Consider the following 17,739-nt stretch of genomic DNA (forward strand, 5'->3'; position numbering starts at 1 on the left):
GTTGACACCCCCCCGCACCGGGGGCTAAACTGTCAGCTTTACTGTAATTTTTCCTTCGGGGCGGCGAATTGGACATCCGGCAGATGGTGGAATCCGTTGTGTCTTCCGCCGTGCGGAAGAAGCTGGCGGAGTGGGGCGTGGACGCACCGGTGCCGGTGTCCCTCGAGGTCCCCCGGCAGGAGGAGCACGGCGACTTCTCCGTGAATGCCGCCATGCAGGTGGCGCGGCACCTGGGGAGGAAGCCGCGTTCGATCGCCGACGAGCTGGCCTCCGCGATCCGGAAGGAGGACGTGGATCGCCGGATCGCCTCGGTGGCGGTGGCGGGTCCCGGCTTCATCAACATCGTCGTTTCCGAGGACGCCTGGAGGGAGATCCTCTCGCAGGCGATCGCCGAGGGGCCGAAGTTCGGATCCCCGGGGACGGGCTCGGGCGAAACGGTGCACGTGGAGTTCGTCTCCGCCAACCCCACCGGCCCGCTCCACGTCGGGCACGGCCGCGGCGCCGCGGTCGGCGACGCCATCGCCCGGATCCTCGAGTTCACCGGCCGCAAGGTCGTCCGGGAATATTACGTGAACGACGTCGGAAACCAGATGGACAACCTGGGCCGCACGCTCCTTTCCCGGTACCGGAACGAGTGCGGACGCCCCTCGGAACTCCCGGAGGACGGCTACCGCGGCGGCTACATGATCGAGATCGCCCGGGAGCTCCGGGCGGATGTCGGGGACCGGTACGCCGACGCCCCGGAGGAAGAGGTTCTCCCCCTGTTCCGGAAGGAGGCGGGAGACCGGATCCTGCGCGGCATCCGGGACGACCTGCACGCGTTCCGGGTAACGTACGACCGGTGGTTTCCGGAGCGGGATCTGCACGACCGGGGCGAGGTCGCGGCCGCCATCGGGGAGCTTTCGGACCGGGGGTGCCTGTACGAATCCGACGGGGCCACCTTCATCCGCAGCGCGGAGATGGGGGACGAAAAGGACCGGGTGCTCGTCCGCGCGGATGGCCGGACGACCTACTTTGCGGCCGACGTGGCGTACCACCGGCACAAGATCCGGGAGGGACACTCCCGGATGATCGACGTTTGGGGAGCCGACCACCACGGATACGTGGCAAGGCTGCGCGCTGCGCTCCGGGGGCTGGGGGAGGACGATTCCCGGCTCGAGGTGCTGCTGGTCCAGTTCGTCACCCTCCTCCGGGAGGGGAAGGCGGTCCAGATGTCCACCCGGTCGGGGGAATTCACGACGCTCCGCGAGGTGCTGGACGAGGTGGGGACGGACGCCGCGCGGTTCTTCTACCTGTTGCGGAGCCACCACACGCACCTCGATTTCGACCTCACGCTGGCGAAGACCCAGTCCCGGAACAACCCGGTCTACTACATCCAGTACGTCCACGCGCGGATCTGCAGCATCTTCCGGGAAGCGGAAGGGAGAGGCGAGGCGCCGGTCGGCCACCCGCCGCTCTCCATCCTCACCCTCCCCGAGGAGGTGCGCCTGATGAAGGCGGTGGCGCGGTTCCCGGACGTCGTGTCGGAGGCCGCGAAGACCCGCGAGCCCCACCGTATCCCGTTCTATCTTCTCCAGGTGGCGGACCTCTTCCATGCCTTCTACCACCAGCACCGGTTCCTCGGGGAGACTCCGGAGCGCACGCACGCGCGGCTATCGCTCGCAGGCGCCGTCCGGACGGTCGTGGCCACCGGCCTCTCCCTGATCGGCGTGACCGCGCCGGAGCGGATGTGAGAATCCTGCGCCACAAGGGCGGATACCGCCGCAGCGACCCGGATCGCCGTTCGTTCGCCTTTCTCGCGGTCGGCGCCCTGGTCATCGTCGCCGCGGCATTCCTCCTCGGGCTCCAGGCCGGGCGCGTCGTCGAGAAGAACGCGGCCCGGGAGCGGGCCGGAAAGGGTCCGGCGGACAACGTCGCGGCGGGAGTCCGCGCATCGGACGTCCGGAAGGAGATGTCGGTTTTTTCGGAGGAGGCGGTGCGGATCCCCGCCGTCCCCCCACCCGCGGTCGTCCTCCCCACGGCGGGGGAGGAGCTCCGGAAATCCGAGGCCGCCGCCACGTTCCCGGATTCGCTTTCGCGAAGAGATCCTTCCCCGCAACCCCTGGTCAAGCCGAAGGGGAAGGAGAAACCGTCTCCGGCGCCGGAAGGGAAATTCCTGCTCCAGGCCGGAGCGATGAAGAACCGGGAGACGGCGGAAGCGGTCCGGAACCGCATCCAGCGGGCAGGGTACAGGTCGATACTGGTGCACGCGACCACGCGGAAGCGGGGGGAGGTGTTCCGGGTCCGGGTCGGCCCGTTCGGGTCCCGGGAGGAGGCGGGAAAGGCGATGAAGAAGATCCGCTCCGAAATGAAGATCGACGTCATTCTTCTGACGGGCGAGGTGAAACCGTGATACGGCCCGACGCGGAAAGCTTCCTCCGGCAATCCTCCCCCGGGACGCTGATCCCGGTGTGGAGCGAATTCCACGCGGACCTGGAGACCCCGGTCTCGGCGTACATGAAGGTCGCGTCCCGATTTCCGACGGACCACTTTCTCCTGGAGAGCGTCGAGGGGGGGGAGACGTGGGCGAGATACTCCTTCATCGGATTCGACCCGCACCTGACGTTCCGCGCGACCCCCGACGAGATCGTCGTCCGGAAGGGGAGCGAGACGCGGATCCTTCCGGTCGGAGAGGACCCGCTCGACGCGCTGGCGGAGCTCCTTCGCGGGATCCGCCACTGTCCCGCGCCCGGGCTTCCGCGCCTGTCCGGAGGCGCGGTGGGGTACATCTCCTACGACTACGTCCGTTACCTGGAACGGGTCGGCGGGGTGCGCCCGCTCACCTCCGCGCCCGACGCGATGTTCCTCTTTCCGTCCCGCCTCCTGATATTCGACAACGTCCGCCACACGATCCTGATCGTCGTCCTCGCGGAAATCCGGGGGGGTGAGGCTCCCGCCGCGTCGTACTCCCGCGCGCTCGCCGCGATCGACGACGTGCGGCGGATCCTCCGCGAGCCGCTCGCGTGGTCGGACGTACCGGAGGGGGATGCCGCGGTCGCGCCCTTCGAAACGTCCCGGGACGAATTCATGGCGGCGGTCCGGAAGACGAAGGAGCACATCCGGGAAGGCGACATCATCCAGGCGGTCCTCTCCAACCGCGCAAGGGGAAGGACGAAACGGACGCCCGCGGAGGTGTACCGGGTCCTGCGGGCGCTGAATCCCTCCCCCTACATGTACCTGCTGCGGATGGGGGAGCTGTCCGTGGTCGGCTCCTCGCCGGAGATCCTCGTGCGCCTCGAGGGGGACGACATCCAGCTCCGTCCGATCGCCGGGACCCGTCCCCGGGGCGCGAACCCCGAGGAGGACCGCAGGCTCGAGGTGGAGCTTCTGTCCGACCCGAAGGAGATCGCGGAACACGTGATGCTGGTCGACCTCGGGCGGAACGACGTGGGGCGGGTGGCCGACTGGGGGACGGTGAAGGCGGACGAACTCATGGTCGTCGAGCGGTACTCCCACGTGATGCACATCGTATCCAACGTGGTCGGAAAACTCCGGAAGGACCGGAACGCGTTCGACGTGCTTCGGGCGTCGTTCCCGGCGGGAACGGTGTCCGGGGCCCCGAAGGTTCGGGCGATGCAGATCATCTCCGACTTCGAACCGTTCCGCAGGGGAATCTACGCGGGCGCCGTCGGCTACTTCGACCTCCAGGGGAACATGGACTTCTGCATCGCGATCCGGACCATCGTCATGGAGGGAGACGAGGCCACCATCCAGGCCGGGGCGGGGATCGTCGCCGACTCCGATCCCGCAAAGGAGTGGGACGAGATCCTGAGCAAGGCGAAGATCCTCTTCCGCGCGGCCGGCCTGTCGCCGGAGACGGGAGGCCCCGGGTGATCGCCGTCATCGACAATTACGACTCCTTCACGTACAACCTCGTGCAGTATCTCGGAGGCCTCGGAGCGGAGGTTTCCGTGCACCGGAACGACTCGATCACCGTGGAGGAACTGGCGCGGCGCAATCCTTCCGGCCTCGTGATCTCGCCCGGCCCCGGCGGTCCCGACGGCGCCGGCATCTCGCTGTCCGCCATCCGCTCGTTCCAGGACCGCATTCCGATCCTGGGGGTCTGCCTGGGACACCAGTGCATCGGGCAGGCGTTCGGGGGGCGGATCGTCCACGCGCAGGCGCTGATGCACGGGAAGACGTCCCGGATCCGGCACAACGGCAAGGGGATCTTCTCGATGGTCGAGAATCCCATGATCGCCACCCGGTACCACTCCCTCGCCGTGGACCGGTCCACGCTCCCCGTCGAGCTCGAGGTGTGCGCGGAATCCGAAGACGGCGAAGTGATGGGGATCCGGCATGTGGAGAAGCCGATCTTCGGCGTCCAGTTCCACCCGGAATCGATCCTGACCCAGTCGGGCATGCGGATCCTCGAGAATTTCCTGTCGATGATCGACCCGTCCCAGCCGGTCCTTCGGGAGTTCGGAAACATCCGCGAGGCGATCGCCGCGGTTTCCTCCCGCCGGAACCTGTCGGCGGACGGGATGCGGGACGCGATGCGGATGATCATGGGAGGCGAGGCTTCCCCGTCCCAGATCGCCTCCTTCCTCTCCTGCCTGGCGATGAAGGGCGAGACGATCACCGAGATCGCCGCGGCGGCGGAGGTGATGCGCCAGAAGGCGACCCGGATCGTGCCACCGGCCGGCCGCGACGTGCTCGACACGTGCGGGACGGGAGGGGACCGGTCCGGCACGTTCAACATTTCGACGACGGTCGCATTCGTGGCGGCGGGCGCGGGAGTCCCGGTGGCCAAGCACGGCAACCGGTCGGTCACCAGCCGGTCCGGGAGCGCCGATGTGCTGGAGGCGCTCGGGATGGATCTCGGCTCGGATACCGCCGCCGTCCAGAGGGCGCTCGACGATGCCGGAATCACGTTCATGTTCGCCCCCAAATTCCACGCCGCGATGAAGCACGCGATCGGACCGCGAAGGGAGATCGCGATCCGAACGATCTTCAACATCCTGGGCCCTTTGAGCAACCCGGCCGGCGTGCGATGCCAGGTCGTCGGCGTGTTCAGCGAGGAGCTCGGGGAAACGTACGCCAGGGTGCTCGCCGAATCGGGGCACCGCAGGGCGTTCGTGGTCCACGGAACGGACGGCCTCGACGAGGTTTCCCTGTCCGCGGCGACGATCGTGTGGGATGTCCGGGACGGAAAGGTGAAGCGGTTCCTCTTCGAGCCGCGCTCCGCGGGATTCGATTACGTCCCGCTGACGGCGCTAAAGGGGGGGGACGCCTCCGCCAACGCGAAGATCCTGGCCGACATCCTCGCCGGTGCGGCGGGCCCCGGGCGGCAGGCGGTTCTCCTGAACAGCGCGTTCGCCCTGGTCGCGGGGGGAATCGCGGAGGACGTCCGCGAAGGGGTCCGGCTGGCGGCGGAATCGATCGATTCGGGGGCGGCGCGCGAACGGCTTTCGGCATTCCTTTCGATCCTCGGGCGCAAGGGCGCCGCGCCGCCCGGATGAGAAGCCACCTGGATCGCATCTTGGAAGGGGTCCGGGAGGAGCTGGCGATCCGGAAGGAGAGGGTTTCGCTTGGAGCGCTGAAGGCGCGTTCGGACGCCCGCGCGGTTCGGGCGGATCCGTTGGCGGACCTTCCCGCCGGACCGGGGATCATCGCGGAGATCAAGCGGGCCTCGCCGTCCCTCGGATGGATCCGGAAGGATCTGGACGCGGTGGAGACGGCGCGCGCGTACATCGCCGGCGGCGCCTGGGCGGTGTCCATCCTCACGGAACCGCGCTTCTTCGGCGGGTCGCTCGTCGACCTCGCGCGGGTCCGCGCGGAGTTTCCCGCGGCGCGGCTCCTGCGAAAGGATTTCGTCCTGGACGAATACATGGTGGCGGAATCCGCCGCCTTCGGCGCCGACCTGGTCCTGCTGATGGTCAGCGTGCTCGGGGATTCCACGCCGGGGATGGTCGCCCTCGCGAGGGAGCATCGACTCGAGCCGCTGGTCGAGGTGCGCGACGAAGCCGAGCTGGCGGTCGCGGCGCGGTCCGGGGCGCGCATGATCGGGATCAACAACCGGGACCTGTCGACCCTTTCGGTCGACCTGTCCGTGTCCGGGCGCCTCCTCCCTTTCGTCCCGCCGGGCGCGGTCGCGGTGGTGGAAAGCGGGATATCCGGGGCAGACCAGGTCCGAAGGCTGCACGCGCTGGGCGGACGGCTGTTCCTCGTCGGGGAGTCGCTGGCCCGCAGCCCGAACCCCGCTGACACGATACGCGGGTATGTGGGAAAATAGTGCGGGCACATTCCGAATGGGAGCCGATGCGATGCAGGTGAAGATCCTCTTGAAGGATTCGGAAATCCCGAAGACCTGGTACAACGTCGCGGCCGACATGCCCAACCCCCCGGCGGTCGTCCTGCACCCCGGGACCGGAAAACCGGTCGGCCCGGACGACCTCTCCCCGCTCTTCCCGATGCCGCTCATCGAGCAGGAAGTCTCGTCCCAGCGAGAGATCCCCATCCCCGACGAGGTTCGGAAGATCTACGCGCTGTGGCGTCCGACACCGATGTTCCGCGCAAGCCGGCTCGAGGAGGCGATCGGCACGAAGTCGAGGATCTACTACAAGTACGAGGGCGGAAGCCCCGCCGGAAGCCACAAGCCGAACACCTCCATTCCGCAGGCGTATTACAACCGGATGGCGGGGCGGAAGCGGATCGCCACGGAGACCGGCGCGGGCCAGTGGGGATCGGCCATGGCGCTCGGGGGAAGCTTCTTCGGCCTAGAGGTCAAGGTGTACATGGTGAAGGTCAGCTACAACCAGAAGCCGTACCGCCGGATGTACATGGAGACGTACGGCGCGAAGGTGGTCGCCTCGCCGAGCGCCGACACCGCGTCGGGAAGGGCGATCCTCTCCGGGGCTCCCGACTCGCCGGGATCGCTCGGGATCGCGATCAGCGAGGCGGTGGAGGACGCGGCGACCCGCCCGGACACCAGCTACGCGCTCGGGTCGGTGCTGAACCACGTCTGCCTCCACCAGACCGTCATCGGGCTCGAGGCCCGGGAACAGATGAAGGCGGCGGGAGAGTACCCCGACGTCGTCATCGCGTGCTGCGGCGGCGGGAGCAACCTCGCGGGCATCGGATTCCCCTTTCTGCGGGACAAGTTCTCCGGGAAGCGGAACCCGCGGATCGTCGCGGTGGAGCCGTCGTCGTGCCCCACGCTCACGAAAGGGGTCTACGCGTACGACTTCGGGGACACGGCGAAGCTCACGCCGCTCATGAAGATGTACACGCTGGGGCACGACTTCGTTCCGGCCGGGATCCACGCGGGCGGGCTTCGATACCACGGCGACTCCGCGCTCGTCAGCCAGCTGTACCACGAGAAGTTCCTGGAAGCGCAGGCGTACGGGCAGATCGCCGTCTTCCGGAGCGCCCTGGTGTTCGCGCGGACGGAGGGGATCCTTCCGGCGCCCGAATCGTCCCACGCCATCCATTCGGCGATCGTCGAGGCCCGGCGGGCCGACGAGGAAGGGAAGCGGAAGACCATCCTGTTCAACCTGAGCGGCCACGGGTTCTTCGACCTGTCCGCCTATGACGATTTCCTCAATGGGAGGCTCGCCGATCACGAGCACCCCGAAGAGAAGATCGCGGAGGCGCTGACGCGGCTGCCGAAGGCATAGGAATGTTCCGGATAAAGATCTGCGGCGTGACGAACCCGGCCGACGCCGCGCACGCCGCGGCGTGCGGGGCCGACGCGATCGGGATAAACTTCTACCGCGGATCGCGCAGGTTCGTGCCGGAAGATTCCGCCCGCGAAATCGTCCGGGCGGTGACGGAGCGAGCCCTGGTCGTGGGAGTGTTCGTGAACGAACCGCCCGGATCGATCGCCGGGATCTGCGGACGGCTCGGAATCGCGGCGGTGCAGCTCCACGGGGACGAACCGGCGGAAGAGGCGTCCCGCCTCCCGTTCTGGCGATTGAAGGCGGTCCACGCAACCCGGCCGGTGGATCTCGAGGCCCTCGCGGCGTATCCGTGCGAGGCGTTTCTGCTGGACGCCGGGGGACCGGGAGGGTACGGCGGAACGGGGGTGCGACTCGCCTGGGAGGGGCTATCGGATCGATTCCCGGGCGCGCTCGCGCGCAACGCGTCTCCGGGAATCGGCAAGCCGTGGGTGCTCGCGGGGGGGTTGACCCCCGAAAACGTCGAGCGGGCCGTGACCCTGGCGAAACCGTTCGCCGTCGACACGGCGTCCGGGGTGGAATCGTCCCCCGGGATCAAGGACCCGGGGAAGGTCGCGGCCTTCATCGAACGGGCGAAAAAGGGGTTCCAGCTTGCGGGAACGTAGGAAGAAAGGATTGCCGGACAAGGCGGGCCACTTCGGCTCCTTCGGGGGGAGGTACGTCGCGGAAACGCTGATGTCGGCGCTCCTCGAGCTGGAAGTCGCATACCGGTCCGCCATCTCCGACCGCCTCTTTCGAAGGGAGCTCGCCTGCCTTCTTCGGGATTACGCGGGACGGCCGACCCCGCTCTACTTCGCCGCCCGCCTGACGGAACGGGTCGGCGGGGCCAGGATCCACATCAAGCGCGAGGACCTGGCGCACACCGGGTCCCACAAGATCAACAACACCCTGGGTCAGGGGCTGCTCGCCCGGAGGATGGGGAAACGCCGGGTGATCGCGGAGACCGGCGCGGGGCAGCACGGCGTCGCGACGGCGACGGTGTGCGCGAAGATGGGGATGGCCTGCGAGGTGTACATGGGGGAGGAGGATGTCCGGCGCCAGGCGCTGAACGTCTTCCGCATGCGGCTCCTCGGCGCGAAGGTGATCCCGGTCGTCTCCGGCAGCCGAACCCTGAAGGACGCGATGAACGAGGCGCTTCGGGACTGGGTCACGAACGTGCGGACCACCTACTACCTGATCGGCTCCACCGCCGGGCCGCACCCGTATCCCCGAATGGTCCGGGACTTCCAGTCGGTGATCGGACGCGAGGCGATCCGCCAGTTCCGGAAGGCGGAAGGGAAGTTGCCGGGCGCGGTGGTCGCGTGCGTCGGAGGGGGGAGCAACGCCATGGGCGTCTTCACCCCGTTCATCCCGCACCCGAAGGTACGCCTCTACGGGGTGGAGGCGGCGGGGCTCGGGCTTTCGTCCGGGAAGCACGGGGCGACGCTTGCGCGCGGCGCGGTGGGAGTCCTCCACGGAAGCAAGTCGTACGTCCTGCAGGACCGGGACGGCCAGATCGTGGACGCGCACTCGATCTCGGCGGGTCTGGATTATCCGGGAGTCGGCCCGGAGCACGCATGGCTCAAGGATTCCGGGAGGGCGCGCTACGTCTCGGTCACCGACTCGCAGGCCCTCGAAGGGTTCGACATGCTCTCGCGTCTCGAGGGGATCCAGCCCGCCCTGGAATCGTCCCATGCGGTCGCCTACGCGGTGTCCCTCGCGCGCAGGATGCCGCGCTCCTCCTCCGTCCTGGTGAACCTCTCCGGGAGAGGGGACAAGGACATGGGGATCCTGATGGAGCGGGAGCGGAAGGGGGATCGGGGATGACGTCGATCGACGCCGCGTTCCGGAGGCTCCGCGACGCCGGCGAAAAGGGGCTGGTCGCCTACCTGACGGCGGGGGATCCGTCCCCCCGGGCGTCCCTCTCCTACCTCCGGTCCGCCGCCGACGCGGGAGCCGACATCCTCGAGGTCGGCGTACCGTTCTCCGATCCCACCGCGGACGGACCGACGATCGAGGCCGCTTCCCGGAGGGCGCTCGCGGGGGGCATGAACGTCGCCGGCGCCATCGACCTGGTGGCTTCCTTCCGGCGAACCCACGGCACGCCGGTCGTTCTGTTCGGCTACTACAACCCGTTCCACCGGTACGGTATTCCGAAACTGTGCGCCGATTCGCGCGAAGCCGGAGCCGACGGGTTCCTGATCGTCGACCTGCCCCACGAGGAGGCGGGCGAAGCGGCGCCTGCGATCCGCGGAGCCGGCATGTCCCTGATCCCCCTTGCGGCGCCCACCAGCGGAATGGACCGGATCCGCGCATTCGACCGGGCGGGGTCGGGCTTCCTGTACCTCATCTCCGTGACGGGCGTGACGGGGATCCGGGAATCCCTGCCGGCCGGGATGGTGTCGTGGACGCGGGAGGTGAAGCGGGCGGTTACGCTTCCGGTCGCCGTGGGGTTCGGCATCTCCTCCCCCGCGATGGCGCGGTCCGCGACGCGGTACGCGGACGCGGCGGTGGTCGGCAGCGCGTGCGTGAAGATCGTCGAAAAGCACGGCCGCGGGCGCCTGGGCCCCGCGGAGCTTTCCCGGTTCGTCCGATCCCTCAAAAAATCCCTGAGGTGACCCTGTCCATGGCCATCCGACTGTTCCGGAAGAAGGACGAGAGCGACAAGAAGATCAAGATCCCCGAGGGAATGTGGATCAAGTGCGATGCCTGCCTCGAGATCATCTACAAGCCCGAGGTGGAGCGGAACCTGAACGTCTGCCCGAAGTGCGTCTACCATTTCCGGATCCCGGCGATGGAGCGGATCGCCGCGGTGACCGACGAGGGGACCTTCGCGGAGTTCGCCGAGGATCTGGAGTCGGTGGATCCCCTGAACTTCACCGACACCAAGAAATACGTCGACCGCATCAAGGAGGCGCGGAAGAAGACGGGGCGCCGGGAGGCGGTCATCACGGGCAGGGCGAGGATCAACGGGATCGAGGTGGTCCTCGCGGTCCTCGATTTCGAGTTCCAGGGCGGGTCGATGGGAAGCGTGGTCGGCGAGAAGGTCGCCATGGCGGCCGAGGCGGCGCTGGAATCGGGGATTCCGCTGATCGTCTTCAGCGCCTCCGGAGGCGCCCGGATGCAGGAGGGGACGCTTTCCCTCATGCAGATGGCCAAGACCAGCGCGGCGCTGGCACGCCTCTCCGACGCGCGGCTTCCCTTCATCAGCGTTCTCACCGACCCCACGACCGGCGGAGTGGCGGCGAGTTTCGCGATGCTGGGAGACGTCATCATCTCGGAGCCGGGCGCCCTCGTCGGCTTCGCGGGGCCCCGGGTCATCGAGCAGACGATCAAGCAGAAGCTCCCGGACGGGTTCCAGCGGGCGGAGTTCCTCCTCGAGCACGGGATGGTGGACATGATCGTGGAGCGGAGCCGGATGAAGTCCACCCTGACGCAGCTCCTGCGGTACATGTCGGGATCCGGGGATCGATGACGCGGGAGGCGGGGCCCGCCGGTCCGGAGATCGTACGTCCGGGTCTGTCCCGGATCCTCCTTGCGTTCGAACGGTCCGGCCACCCGGAGGGGTGTTTCCGCACCCTGCACATCGCCGGGACCAACGGAAAAGGCTCCACCGCCTGCATCGTGGAGGCGGTCGTCCGGCGTCTCGCAGGCCCCCCCGTCGGTTTGTACACGTCTCCCCATCTCGTCTCGCCGGAGGAGAGGATCCGGGTCGACGGGAAAAAGATCCCCGCGCCCGCGCTGCGGGCGGGATTCCGGGCCGCGGAGGAAACCGCCGGTCCGTTCGGCCCCTTGACCTATTTCGAGAAGATGACGTGGACGGCCGCGGACTGGTTCCGGCGGAGGAAGGTCCGCCTGGCCGTGATGGAAACGGGGCTCGGAGGCCGCTGGGACGCGACCACCGCGTGCCGTCCGGCCGTCACCATGATCACGAACGTCGGGTACGACCACCGCGACTGGCTGGGAGACACGATTCCCCGGATCGCGGCGGAGAAGGCGGGCATCCTGAAGGAGGGCGTTCCCCTGGTCACGGGTCGGCTTCGCCCCGCCGCGCGCACGGTGGTCCGCGCGCTCGCTCGCTCGCTCGGATGCCCCTCCTGGGAGCTGGGCAGGGATTTCGACTGGCGGGAGGCCGGGGACGGCACGATTACGATCGCTCTGCCCGGAATTCGCCTGGATGGGCTGCGGTTGGCGCTGATCGGGCGGTTCCAGAAGGACAACGCCTCGGTTGCGCTCGCGGGAAGCTGGCGATGGGCGGTCGCCGAGGGGATCGGCGCCGGGACGTTCGCCCGCGCGGCGAGGGAGGCGGTGCGCTCCGCACGGTGGCCCGGAAGGCTCTGCCCGATCCCGTATCGACGCGATGCCGCCGGATGGGTCGACGGCGGGCACAACCGGGACGCCGCCCGCGCCCTGGCGCGGGAAATATCCGATTCGCCCCCATGGGGGACCGGAAGGAACGTCGTCGCGCTGTGGAGCATGCTGGCGGACAAGGACGCCGCCGGCTACCTTCGTGAGATCGCCCCTCACCTGTCCGGCGTGGTGACGTACCGCCTGCTGCACGATCGGGCCGCGGACACGGAAACCCTTCGTCGCGCATCCCGCCTTGCGGGGGCGGAATGCGTCGTGGCGGACGATTTCCCGGGCGGGTGGAGGAAGGCGCGCCGCTGGGCGGGAAAGGGGGGTGTCGTCCTGGTCTGCGGATCCCTGGCGGCCGTCGGCGACGCCTACCGACACCTCGAAGGAGAGGTGCCGTGAAATCCGGCATCCGTGCCGCCGCGGCGATCCTGCTCGCGCTGGTCGGGGCGACCGCCTTCGCGGAGGTGCGCCTGCCGGGGACACTCCCGCTTCTCCCGGGCAAGGACGGTTTCCGGCTGGATTCCCCGGTTCGGCTGTCGGCCGAGACCTTGTCGTACGACGAGAAGACCGGGGTGGCGCTCGCGGAGGGGAAAGTCGAACTGGGCCTCGGCAACCGCACGATGCGTGCGGACCGAATCCGGTACGACTCCGTCACCGGCGAGGCGGACCTCTCCGGAAAGGTGCACTACAGGGACGCGGACGAGGAGTTCGCGTTCGACCGGATCACGATCAACCTCGATACGGAGACCGGCATCCTGTACAACGGGACGATCCGGATCACCGCGAACAGCTACCTGATATCGAGCGAAAAGCTGGAGAAAACGGGGAAGCAGTCGTTCCTGATCGAGAAGGGGGTGCTGACCACGTGCCCCTGCGACCCCGAGCCCGACTGGAAATTCGAGGTGAGAAAGGCCCGCGTCGTGCTCGACGAATACGCCCGGGCGAAGGACATCACCTTCCGCATCCGCGGGGTGCCGGTGCTCTGGCTCCCGTACGGCGCCTTCCCCGTCAAGCTCACCCGGCAGAGCGGTCTCCTCATGCCGGGGTTCTCGAGCGGGAAATCGACCGGGTACACGATATCCCTCCCCCTGTACTGGGCGATCAACCGCTGGAGCGACGCCACCGTCACCCTCGACGCCATGAGCAAGCGCGGATACCGGCCGGAAATCGAGTACCGCTTCTCCCTGAACCGCGAATCGGAAGGCGCGATCCGGGGAACGGCCTTCCGCGACAAGGCGACGGACGATGCCCGTTGGCGGCTGTACGGGGAAAACGTCTACCGTTCGGGAGCGTGGACCGCGAACGGGAAGCTGGAGATTCCCTCCGACGACACGTACTACCTGGACCTGGTGGATACGGAACTCCTGCGGTCCGCGCGGACCGTGCGCTCCACCGGCTTCGTCGGTCGATCCGGAGAACATTCGGCCCAGGAGGCGCACGTCACCTGGAACCGGGACCTCCAGAGTCTCCCGGTCGACAACACGGTGCAGCGTTTTCCGGAATACACGATGACGGTCCTCCCGCGCTCCACCCCGGTGGCGGGGGTCGAGGTCTCGGGGGAATTCGCAGGGACCCGGTTCACCCGCGACGACGCGCCGGACGAGTTTCGCGGAAGGGGGGCCGCCGCCGTTTCCCGGACGTTCGGCCTGCATCCCTCGATCCACCTCGCCCCGTTCCTCTTCATCGATGCGCTCGGGGATCGGCGGGACGAATCCCGCGGGAATTCCCGGGATTCCGGAAGGGTCGTGCCCGGCGCGGGGGCGAATTTCACGGTGGACGCGGGAAGGGATTTCCGCGGAACCGACGGGAAGGGGAACGTCCACGCGATCCGCACCTCCCTGGGGTACCGCTACGTCCCGAAGGTCCGGCAGGACGATATCCCGCTCACCGACCAGTGGTCGCGGCTGGCTCCACAGAGCCAGTTCGCGCTGACGGTCTCCCAGCGGGTCCTCGCCTTCGACAACGGAACCTCCCCGGGAGAGCTCGCTTCGCTCACGCTGGAATGGGCGTACGACCCTTCGGGAAAGGATCCGGCGACGACGCCGTACGTCGACCCGCTGTCCCCGTTCGTCCGGACGTTCCGGGACCAGATCGATACGGTAGCCGTCCGTCCGGCCAGGGGGAAGACCGCGTATTCCGACGTGTATGCCAACCTGCGGATATCCCCCAAAGGTCCCTGGAAGATCCACGGCGAGACGCTGTTCGACCCGGTGTATTCGAGGATCATCCTCGGAGCCGTGAGCGGGGAGTGGCGCAGGGACGACGACAACCGGGTCCTCGCGGAATACCGGATATCCCGCGACCTTGCCGAGGACGTTCACGGGCTCGCGTCGTGGCGCCCGATCCGGTCGCTGCGGCTACAGGGGCAGACGAACTACTCGATCCGGAACCGGGCCCTGATCGACGGTTCCGCGGCCGTGACGCTGTTTCCCAAAAGCGACTGCTGGACCGTGGGGATCATCGCCGAGAGGAAGTCCAACCCCTCGGACACCACCTTGAAACTCACGTTCGGCCTGAAGGGGATCGGCTCCGTAGGAAAATAACCGGGAACGGGAGGGTTCATCCAATGCGAGTGCTGGTCACGGGGGGAGCCGGGTTCATCGGATCGCATGTCTCGCAGGCGTACGTGGACGCCGGGCACGAAGTCCTGGTGGTCGATAACCTTTCCTCCGGGAAGAAGGAGAACGTGCCCGAAGGGGCCCGCTTCGTCTTCGCAGACGTCGGTTCGGACACCGCCCTCGAGGCGGTCCGCACCTTCCGGCCCGAGGTGGTGAACCACCACGCGGCGCAGATCAGCGTCCGGAAATCGGTGGAGAATCCCGTGTTCGACGCCCGGGAGAACATCCTCGGCACGCTGAACCTCCTGGAGGCGTCCCGGAAGAACGGGGTCCGGAAAGTGATCTTCTCCTCGTCGGGCGGGGCGGGGTATGGGGAGCAGGAGTATTTTCCCGCGGACGAGAAGCACCCCCTGCGGCCGGTATCCCCGTACGGGGCGGCGAAGGTGGCCGTCGAGCTGTACCTCCACTTCTACCGGGTCCAGTACGGCCTCGAGTACACCGCGCTTCGGTATTCGAACGTGTACGGCCCGCGGCAGGATCCGCACGGGGAGGCCGGGGTGGTGGCGATCTTCTGCACCCGGCTGCTCCGGAAACAGACGGCGGTCATCAACGGGGACGGGGAGCAGACCCGGGACTACGTCTACGTCGGCGACGTGGTCCGGGCGAACGTGGAGGCGCTTTCCCGCGGGGAGGGGTTGGGGATCAACATCGGGACCGGGTTCGAGACCGACGTGAACACGCTCTTCCGCAGGCTTCGCGACCTCTCCGGGAGCCGCCAGGAGGAGATCCACGGGCCCGCCATGGCGGGGGAGCAGCGGCGGTCGGTCATCGAAAACCGGATGGCCTTCGACGAACTCGGATGGTATCCTAACGTTTCACTGGACGACGGGCTCGCCCTCACGCTGGCGTACTTCCGCGAAAAAGTGAAAACTTCCGGCAGCTGGTAGGCATGCGCATCGAGAACATCCGCAATTTTTCCATCATCGCCCACATCGACCACGGCAAGTCGACGCTGGCCGATCGGCTGATGGAGATCACCGGAACCCTCTCCGGAAGGGAGAAGGTCGAGCAGTTCCTGGACAAGATGGACCTCGAGAGGGAACGGGGGATCACGATCAAGGCGCAGACCGTCCGGATGCGGCACGTAGCTTCGGACGGCAAGGAGTACATGCTCAACCTGATCGACACGCCGGGGCACGTCGACTTCTCCTACGAAGTGTCCCGGAGCCTGTGCGCCTGCGAGGGGGCGATCCTGGTCGTGGACGCGTCGCAGGGGGTCGAGGCGCAGACCCTGGCCAACGTGTACATGGCGCTCGAGCAGAACCTCGAGATCCTCCCGGTGCTGAACAAGATCGACCTGCCGAACGCCGAACCCGAACGGGTCCGCCGGGAGATCGAGGAAGTGATCGGTCTCGACGCCTCGGGGATGCTGGCGGTCAGCGCGAAGAAGGGTACCGGCGTGCCGGAACTCCTCGAGAGCCTCGTCCGGCGGTTCCCGCCGCCGCAGGGGGACCCCGGCGCGCCCGCCAAGGCGCTGATGATCGACTCCTGGTTCGACAACTACGTCGGCGTGGTGGTCCTCGCGCGCGTCTTCGACGGGTCGATCCGTCCCGGGCAGCGGATCGCGTTCATGTCGACCGGGAACTCCTTCGAGGTGCAGAAGGTCGGCGTCTTCTCCCCGCACCCGATGGAGGTGGATTCGCTCGGGACGGGGCCGCGATCGAGAAGCTGCGCCTGAACGACTCCTCGTTCACCGCGGAGCCGGAGAGCTCGGTCGCGCTCGGGTTCGGCTTCCGGTGCGGCTTTCTCGGCCTGCTGCACATGGAGATCGTCCAGGAGCGCCTCGAGCGCGAGTACGGGGTCGAGCTGATCACCACCGCTCCCACCGTCGGATACCGCGCCGTGAAGATGGACGGTTCCGTCGTCGAGGTGGACAGCCCGGCGCGTCTCCCGGAACCGCTGGAGCTGGAACACATAGAGGAGCCGATGATCCTGGCGACCATCCACCTGCCGGCGGAGTACCTGGGCGGGGTCCTGAAGCTCTGCGAGGAGCGCCGGGGCGTGCAGAAGCAGATGAAGTTCGCCTCGACCTCCCGCGTGATCCTCGAGTACGAGCTCCCGTTGAACGAGATCGTCCTCGACTTCTACGATAGACTGAAGACCGCCTCGCGAGGCTACGCCTCGATGGATTACGAGTTCCTCCGGTTCCAGCGGTCCGAACTGGTGAAGCTCGACATCCTCCTGAACGGCGACAAGGTGGACGCCCTCTCCCTGATCACCCACCGGGAGAACGCCTACCCGAAGGGGAGGGAGGTGACGGAGCGCCTCCGCAAGCTGATCCCGCGGCAGATGTTCGAGGTGGTCATCCAGGCCGCCATCGGCTCCAAGGTGATCGCGCGGGAATCGGTCAAGGCGATCCGCAAGAACGTCCTCGCGAAATGCTACGGGGGGGACATCACCCGGAAACGGAAGCTGCTCGAGAAGCAGAAGGAAGGAAAGAAGCGGATGAAGCAGGTGGGCGCCGTCGAGATCCCGCAGGAGGCGTTCCTTTCCATACTGAAGGTGAAGGAGTAGGAGGCATCCATGAGGAAGGGGAAGGTCCGGGAGTACCTGGAGGCGTTCGCGATCGCCCTCGTGATCGCGCTCGTGGTCCGCACGCTGCTTCTTCAGGCGTTCAAGATCCCCTCCAGTTCGATGGAGAACACGCTGCTCGTAGGGGACCACATCTTCGTGAACAAGTTCATCTACGGGTACCACATCCCCTGGACGAAGGGGCGGATCCTCCAATTCGCCACGCCGAAGCGGGGGGACATCATCGTGTTCGTCTTCCCCGAGGATCCGAGCAAGGACTTCATCAAGCGGGTGGTGGGGACTCCCGGAGACGTCGTGGAGGTCCGCCGGAAGACGGTCCTGGTCAACGGCGCGCCGGTCGCCGAGCCGTACACGCGGTTCGCCGACGGGATGGAGGTCGAGGGGTTCGTCCGCACGCGGGACAACATGCCACCGGTGAAGGTGCCCGCGGGGAAGCTTTTCGTGATGGGGGACAACCGGGACCGGTCGTACGACTCGCGCTTCTGGGGATTCGTGGACATGGACGCGGTGATCGGGAAGGCGCTCTTCATCTATTT

14 protein-coding genes and 1 pseudogene are annotated in these 17,739 nt (G+C 67.6%); all 15 read left to right on the forward strand.

The features are described from left to right. The first annotated feature begins 74 nt into the window (after nt 1–74). The gene (locus HZB86_03500; GenBank protein ID MBI5904604.1) at nt 75–1,733 is read left to right on the forward strand and encodes an arginine--tRNA ligase; all 1,659 of its coding nucleotides are present in this window, start codon (nt 75–77) and stop codon (nt 1,731–1,733) included. Then, nucleotides 1,730–2,392, forward strand: coding sequence for an SPOR domain-containing protein (locus HZB86_03505; protein ID MBI5904605.1), 663 nt, complete (start codon nt 1,730–1,732; stop codon nt 2,390–2,392). Before HZB86_03500 ends, HZB86_03505 begins: the two co-directional genes overlap by 4 nt. Continuing rightward, a complete protein-coding gene (gene trpE / locus HZB86_03510) occupies nt 2,389–3,873 on the forward strand; it encodes an anthranilate synthase component I (protein ID MBI5904606.1) in 1,485 nt (494 codons plus the stop codon). The genes HZB86_03505 and trpE overlap by 4 nt, the downstream gene beginning before the upstream one ends. Then, nucleotides 3,870–5,501 (forward strand): bifunctional anthranilate synthase component II/anthranilate phosphoribosyltransferase, encoded by a 1,632-nt coding sequence (locus HZB86_03515; protein ID MBI5904607.1) that lies wholly within the window; start codon nt 3,870–3,872, stop codon nt 5,499–5,501. The genes trpE and HZB86_03515 overlap by 4 nt, the downstream gene beginning before the upstream one ends. After that, a complete protein-coding gene (locus tag HZB86_03520) occupies nt 5,498–6,274 on the forward strand; it encodes an indole-3-glycerol-phosphate synthase (GenBank protein MBI5904608.1) in 777 nt (258 codons plus the stop codon). Before HZB86_03515 ends, HZB86_03520 begins: the two co-directional genes overlap by 4 nt. Before the next feature lie 31 nt (nt 6,275–6,305). After that, nucleotides 6,306–7,658, forward strand: coding sequence for a TrpB-like pyridoxal phosphate-dependent enzyme (locus HZB86_03525; GenBank protein MBI5904609.1), 1,353 nt, complete (start codon nt 6,306–6,308; stop codon nt 7,656–7,658). Between the two features lie 2 nt (nt 7,659–7,660). Beyond that, nucleotides 7,661–8,323, forward strand: coding sequence for a phosphoribosylanthranilate isomerase (locus HZB86_03530; GenBank protein MBI5904610.1), 663 nt, complete (start codon nt 7,661–7,663; stop codon nt 8,321–8,323). 70 nt (nt 8,324–8,393) lie between these two features. Next, nucleotides 8,394–9,524 carry a tryptophan synthase subunit beta gene (gene trpB / locus HZB86_03535; protein MBI5904611.1) on the forward strand — a complete coding sequence of 377 codons (1,131 nt, stop codon included), beginning with the start codon at nt 8,394–8,396 and terminating at the stop codon, nt 9,522–9,524. Continuing rightward, on the forward strand, nt 9,521–10,315 hold the full coding sequence (locus tag HZB86_03540; protein MBI5904612.1) for a tryptophan synthase subunit alpha: 795 nt from the start codon (nt 9,521–9,523) through the stop codon (nt 10,313–10,315). Before trpB ends, HZB86_03540 begins: the two co-directional genes overlap by 4 nt. Nucleotides 10,316–10,323: 8 nt before the next feature. After that, entirely contained in the window at nt 10,324–11,172 is an 849-nt protein-coding gene (locus tag HZB86_03545; protein MBI5904613.1) for an acetyl-CoA carboxylase carboxyltransferase subunit beta, read from the forward strand. Beyond that, on the forward strand, nt 11,169–12,452 hold the full coding sequence (locus tag HZB86_03550) for a bifunctional folylpolyglutamate synthase/dihydrofolate synthase (protein ID MBI5904614.1): 1,284 nt from the start codon (nt 11,169–11,171) through the stop codon (nt 12,450–12,452). The genes HZB86_03545 and HZB86_03550 overlap by 4 nt, the downstream gene beginning before the upstream one ends. Continuing rightward, complete coding sequence (locus HZB86_03555) at nt 12,449–14,596, forward strand: LPS-assembly protein LptD (protein ID MBI5904615.1); 2,148 nt, start codon at nt 12,449–12,451, stop codon at nt 14,594–14,596. The genes HZB86_03550 and HZB86_03555 overlap by 4 nt, the downstream gene beginning before the upstream one ends. A gap of 23 nt (nt 14,597–14,619) precedes the next feature. After that, on the forward strand, nt 14,620–15,558 hold the full coding sequence (locus HZB86_03560; protein ID MBI5904616.1) for an NAD-dependent epimerase/dehydratase family protein: 939 nt from the start codon (nt 14,620–14,622) through the stop codon (nt 15,556–15,558). A gap of 2 nt (nt 15,559–15,560) precedes the next feature. After that, a pseudogene (locus HZB86_03565) lies at nt 15,561–17,185 on the forward strand (elongation factor 4). A 9-nt stretch (nt 17,186–17,194) separates the two neighbouring features. After that, nucleotides 17,195–17,739, forward strand: a 545-nt coding sequence (lepB, locus tag HZB86_03570; protein ID MBI5904617.1) for a signal peptidase I, incomplete at its 3' end; no start/stop codon positions are given.

This window comes from Deltaproteobacteria bacterium (genome assembly GCA_016234845.1).
Lineage (GTDB): Bacteria > Desulfobacterota > Deferrimicrobia > Deferrimicrobiales > Deferrimicrobiaceae > JACRNP01.

Coding starts and splice junctions, on each gene's coding strand:
- HZB86_03520 (MBI5904608.1), top strand. CDS start 5,498: ATGAGAAGCCACCTGGATCGCATCTTGGAAGGGGTCCGGGAGGAGCTG.
- HZB86_03525 (MBI5904609.1), top strand. CDS start 6,306: ATGCAGGTGAAGATCCTCTTGAAGGATTCGGAAATCCCGAAGACCTGG.
- HZB86_03530 (MBI5904610.1), top strand. CDS start 7,661: ATGTTCCGGATAAAGATCTGCGGCGTGACGAACCCGGCCGACGCCGCG.
- trpB (MBI5904611.1), top strand. CDS start 8,394: ATGTCGGCGCTCCTCGAGCTGGAAGTCGCATACCGGTCCGCCATCTCC.
- HZB86_03540 (MBI5904612.1), top strand. CDS start 9,521: ATGACGTCGATCGACGCCGCGTTCCGGAGGCTCCGCGACGCCGGCGAA.
- HZB86_03545 (MBI5904613.1), top strand. CDS start 10,324: ATGGCCATCCGACTGTTCCGGAAGAAGGACGAGAGCGACAAGAAGATC.
- HZB86_03550 (MBI5904614.1), top strand. CDS start 11,169: ATGACGCGGGAGGCGGGGCCCGCCGGTCCGGAGATCGTACGTCCGGGT.
- HZB86_03560 (MBI5904616.1), top strand. CDS start 14,620: ATGCGAGTGCTGGTCACGGGGGGAGCCGGGTTCATCGGATCGCATGTC.